General features: G+C 53.3%; 5 protein-coding genes. 3 read left to right on the top strand and 2 right to left on the bottom strand.

All coding sequences use genetic code 11. The features are described 5' to 3' along the window. Both AXW79_RS15090 and AXW79_RS15085 read right to left on the bottom strand, forming a co-directional pair. On the bottom strand, nt 1–476 hold a 476-nt coding region (locus tag AXW79_RS15090), incomplete at its 3' end, for a phage regulatory CII family protein (RefSeq protein ID WP_043151274.1). 26 nt (nt 477–502) lie between these two features. Continuing rightward, nucleotides 503–721, bottom strand: coding sequence for a hypothetical protein (locus tag AXW79_RS15085; RefSeq protein WP_005320361.1), 219 nt, complete (start codon nt 719–721; stop codon nt 503–505). A 147-nt stretch (nt 722–868) separates the two neighbouring features. Between AXW79_RS15085 and AXW79_RS15080 the strand changes: the two genes are divergently transcribed. The 3 genes from AXW79_RS15080 (at nt 869) to AXW79_RS15070 (ending at nt 4,317) form a co-directional block, all read left to right on the top strand. Next, on the top strand, nt 869–1,585 hold the full coding sequence (locus AXW79_RS15080) for a LexA family transcriptional regulator (protein ID WP_005320363.1): 717 nt from the start codon (nt 869–871) through the stop codon (nt 1,583–1,585). A 70-nt stretch (nt 1,586–1,655) separates the two neighbouring features. Then, on the top strand, nt 1,656–2,717 hold the full coding sequence (locus tag AXW79_RS15075) for a site-specific integrase (RefSeq protein ID WP_005320365.1): 1,062 nt from the start codon (nt 1,656–1,658) through the stop codon (nt 2,715–2,717). A 385-nt stretch (nt 2,718–3,102) separates the two neighbouring features. Further along, nucleotides 3,103–4,317: a tyrosine-type recombinase/integrase gene (locus AXW79_RS15070; protein ID WP_005320367.1), complete on the top strand. Its 1,215-nt coding sequence runs from the start codon at nt 3,103–3,105 to the stop codon at nt 4,315–4,317. The last annotated feature ends 174 nt before the right edge of the window (nt 4,318–4,491 follow it).

Here is a 4,491-nt window from a genome sequence, read left to right as displayed (position 1 = left end):
GCGCATGCCAGGGCTGGTACTGCCTGAAAGCGGGTTTCAACGTCATGGATCAAGATGGCGAGTGAGCCCATGGCCGACGTGGCCACGCTCACCAGGGTGTTGCGTTCAGAGCGGGTTATCCGGCCGCGTTCCGTCAGCTCCAGCGCCCGCTGGCCAATGCTGGCGATCTTGGCGTTCAGGTCGATCGCCTGATGGGGGAGGGAAGGTGCACGCTCTGCCTTGGGTATCGCCACGGCAGTGAGGCCACACTCGAGCAGCATGCCGTCGAACAGGGTTTCATCTCCCTCGGTGGCGTGGTAGAGAGCAATGAGATCCCGAGCAGTCAGGTGGTGTGGCTGGTCAGGATTGAGCTTATTCCTCAAAACTTGCGCATCGATGCCAGCTGATGGGGCGATCACACTGATCTCATGGTTGGATTTAAATCTGCTGCATGCAGATTCGAAGTGCGGATGTTTGCAGTCTCTACCGATAAACATGGTTCTCGCTCCATTGAGTGCCATAGTTACCGGAAGGTTGCCGGAGGATATGCCGCTGCAGCAGCCTGTTGATAGAGCGCGACCATGTTGATCAGCACTCTGGCTTTCGGAGAGTATTTCGGCATGATTTGCAGCTCGCCACGCCCAACCATCTTCTTCACCGTACCCAGTGGGATGCCAGCATCTGCTGCAAACTTCTCTTGTGTCTTGATCGGTGTATCGATCTGGATTGCAATCTCTGACATGATAGGTCCCCTTAAACGTTGCTCTATATGGCTCGATATAGCTCCGAAGCCACAATCTAACTCTTCAAGGTTGATTGTTGATCTAAAAAGCTATTCGGTCAAGCATGAAGGGCATTGGTTGTTCAGTAAGATTCTACAAGGTGCTTTATGGCTACGGAGAAAGCTTTGAAGGTTGGTTTTGATCAGTTGTCATTCTCAGAGCGACTTAATAAAGTGATTGGCAATGAGCCCTTGCGTGCTTTTGCTCGACGAGCCGACATGAGCGATAGCGGCCTCAAGCGCTATCTGTACGAAGGAACCATTCCCCCTATTGATCGAGCGTTAAACTTAGCGCGAGCAGGGGGAGTTACATTTGACTGGTTGGTGTTTGGCATCGGTGATGGGGTTAACAGCCCACTTTCTCATGTATCTCATGATGCAACCTCCGGTGCTCAAGGCTCTTATCGGGCTGACGAATTCACTACTATTTCCGCCTATCAAGTGGAAGCGAGTGCTGGTCATGGTTCACAGATTACCGACGAGCCATTGGCTGAGCCGATGGCGTTCCGCTCGGATTGGTTGCGTCGTGAAGGTTTTGAACCGGCAAAGATGGCCGTCATCCGGGCTAAGGGCGACAGCATGGAGCCAACTATCAATGACGGTGATGTGATCCTGATACGCCTAAAAAACGGTGAGGCTCCTCGCGATGGCCTTTATGTGTTGCGCCTCGAGGGTGGTTTATTTGTGAAACGGTTGCAGTTCGATTTAGGTGGCATTCGGGTTATTTCTGACAACCCTCTTTATAAATCGCGTGACCTGAATAAGGCCGAATTGGCAGAACTGGATTTGGTTGGCAGGGTCGTGTGGGCTGGTAAGAAGTTCTGAGCAGTTTGAATGCTTTCTATGATGGCGGCTTTGGCAACGACACCTCATAAGAAAGCGCGGGTGGTGTGCAATGGTAGTTAAAAAAGTTGATGGAAAGACGAAGCCTTGGCTAGCTGACCTCCGTCCTGATGGCGATGGCGGCCGAAGAATACGAAAGAGCTTCATGACAAAAGGTGAAGCTCTTGCGTGGGAGAGGCACCAGCTTACTAACAAGCCCTGGTTGAAAGAGCCTGAACCAGAGAGTGAAAAGCATGAGCAGCGACGGCTGCTTGACCTTGTTCATATCTGGTTTGGTCGTCATGGTCAGACACTGGCCGATGGTGATCGGCGACGGGATAAGCTCGTCTGGTTATGTGAAGCACTTGATAACCCCATTGCCACCGAGTTCACCTCCGAGCATTTCTCGGCGTACCGCGAGCGGCGGTTGGCGGGTGAGCTCTATGTACCAGGACAGTGTAAGAAGGTCACACCGACGACCATCAACCGGGAGCAACTTTACCTGCAGGCAGTGTTTAATGAACTGGCCCGTCTTGGTGTGTGGAACGGTGGTAATCCGTTGTCTGACCTACGCCAATATAAGGTTCAGGAATCAGAGCTGGCCTATCTCTCCCAAGATGAGATTGAACAGTTGCTTGATGCCGGCAAGGAACAGCGAGATCTCTGGTTGGTTGTTATGCTCTGCCTCTCTACTGGGGCCCGCTGGTCTGAGATTGAGAAAGTCAGCCGTTCCCAGGTTGGTATGGGGCGGATCACTTTCACCAAGACCAAGGGGAAACGCAACCGGACTGTGCCTGTGGCCCCATGGTTATTGGCCATGTTGCCCAAACGAACTGGTAGATTGTTCGATGATTGCTATGCCGAGTTTGAGAAAGCCATCAGGCGAGCCAACATCAAGTTGCCGGTAGGGCAGAGTACCCATGTTCTGCGTCATACATTCGCCAGCCACTTCATGATGAACGGTGGCAACATCCTGGTGTTGCAGCGAATCCTTGGCCACACAGACATCAAAATGACGATGCGCTATTCACATTTTGCCCCGGATCATCTGGAAGATGCGGTGCGTCTCAACCCCATTACTGCGCTGAAAAACGTACATAAACAGTCCATTGATTTGCCCCACATTGCCTTATAACTCAACATATCGAGATTTTAGCGTCCTTTAGTATCAGTAACTTACTGATTTGTAAGGGAGCCTATGGGTTTCAAAATCCGCCGATGAATAATCGTGTCGGTTCGAGTCCGACCCCGGGCACCATTATTGAATTTCATGTCGTATCATGACATGGCTAGAACCCGCATAGCTTAAGGCTGTGCGGGTTTTTTGTTATGTCCTGTCGTATCATATTGCCTCATAACATACCCCTGAAACAGGGGGCTTTTATGGGGGCTCAATTTTTCCCCTCTGAATTTAGGCCCCCAATCGTGGCCAACCGTTGTCCTGTAAGGCTTTCAGCCAATGCTGATAGGCCCCCACTGCGGCAACTTAGGCCCCCATAATTGGATATGGAGGCCCCCAGATGCCTTTAACTGACATAACAGCCCGGCAGGCCAAGTGGAGCGGCAAGCCGAACGGCGACAAGCTAGCCGATGAGAAGGGACTGTTCCTGCTGGTTAACAAGTCCGGCAAGTATTGGAAACTCAAGTATCGCCATGGTGGCAAAGAGAAGAAGCTCGCTCTGGGGGTTTATCCCGAGGTCTCCCTGAGAGAGGCCAGGGCTAAACGGGATGAAGCTCGCCGGGTGATCGCCGAAGGGATAGACCCCGGCCTCGTGCGCAAGCAAAGCAAGGTAGCCAGTCGGCTGGTCAGTGAAAATAGCCTCGAGGTGTTAGCGCGGGAATGGCATCAGAGCCAGTTCGCGTTGTGGAGCCCAGGCCACGCCACCCGAGTGATCGAGTCGCTGGAGGTGGATGTCTTCCCCGATCTGGGATTAGTGCCTATCACAGAGCTGACTGCCCCCATGATTCTGGAGGCCCTCCGGAAAGTTGAGAAGCGGGGGGCAACCGAAACAGCGGGACGGATATTGCAACGGGTCAGCGCGATCATGCGCTACGCCATTCAGACTGGACGAGCCAGCTACAACCCGGCTCAAGACCTGAGGGGGGCGCTCAAGGCCACCAAGCAGGAGCACAGACCCGCTTTGCCCCGTTCTGAGCTGCCAGAATTCTTCCGACGTTTGGAAGCCGAGCCACTTAACCCGGCGACTCGTCTTGCCCTCCATCTGCTGATGTTGACCATGACCCGCCCTGGTGAAGTGCGCTTTGCACGTTGGGATGAGTTCGATATGGAACGCGCAGAATGGCGGATCCCTGCTGCACGGATGAAGATGCGAACCGAGCACCTTGTCCCCCTTTCTCGCCAGGCGTTGGCCGTGCTCGATGAACTGCACCAGCTGACAGGCCATTGTGAGTTGCTGTTCCCGAGCGAGCGTAAACTGACCAATCCCATGAGTGAGAACACCTTGAGCTATGCAATGGGGCGGATGGGTTATAAAGGGATCGCTACACCGCACGGATTCAGGGCATTAGCCTCTACCACCTTGAACGAGGAAGGCTTTGATCCGGACGTGATAGAGCGCCAGCTTGCCCACGCCGAACGCAACAAGGTGCGGGCAGCCTATCACCGGGCTGAGTATCTGGACGACCGGCGCAAGCTGTTGCAGTGGCTGGCCGATTTCTATGACTCGCAACGGGGTAGCAATGTGCTACCAGTGAATTTCAACCGAGTGGGTTAACGACTTTGCTGAGCCTATCTCGACAGAGAGAAAAGTTGGGAACCTTGCCCACTTGGCTCGGCAATTTATTCAAGGCAAGTGTATAGAGGCAACACGATGGCCAACGAAAAAAGGATTCCACTGGAATACTGTACCCCTGCACGAGCAGCAAGATTGCTAAATAACTGATCCTAA

The organism is Aeromonas salmonicida subsp. salmonicida (assembly GCF_001643305.1).
Lineage (GTDB): Bacteria > Pseudomonadota > Gammaproteobacteria > Enterobacterales > Aeromonadaceae > Aeromonas > Aeromonas salmonicida.
Note: the sequence above shows the minus strand (reverse complement) of the source record. Positions and strands in the feature narration are given on the sequence as shown.

Excerpts from the sequence above, each read along its gene's own strand:
- AXW79_RS15075 (WP_005320365.1), top strand. The coding sequence starts at position 1,656 with ATGGTAGTTAAAAAAGTTGATGGAAAGACGAAGCCTTGGCTAGCTGAC.
- AXW79_RS15085 (WP_005320361.1), bottom strand. The coding sequence starts at position 721 with ATGTCAGAGATTGCAATCCAGATCGATACACCGATCAAGACACAAGAG.
- AXW79_RS15070 (WP_005320367.1), top strand. The coding sequence starts at position 3,103 with ATGCCTTTAACTGACATAACAGCCCGGCAGGCCAAGTGGAGCGGCAAG.
- AXW79_RS15080 (WP_005320363.1), top strand. The coding sequence starts at position 869 with ATGGCTACGGAGAAAGCTTTGAAGGTTGGTTTTGATCAGTTGTCATTC.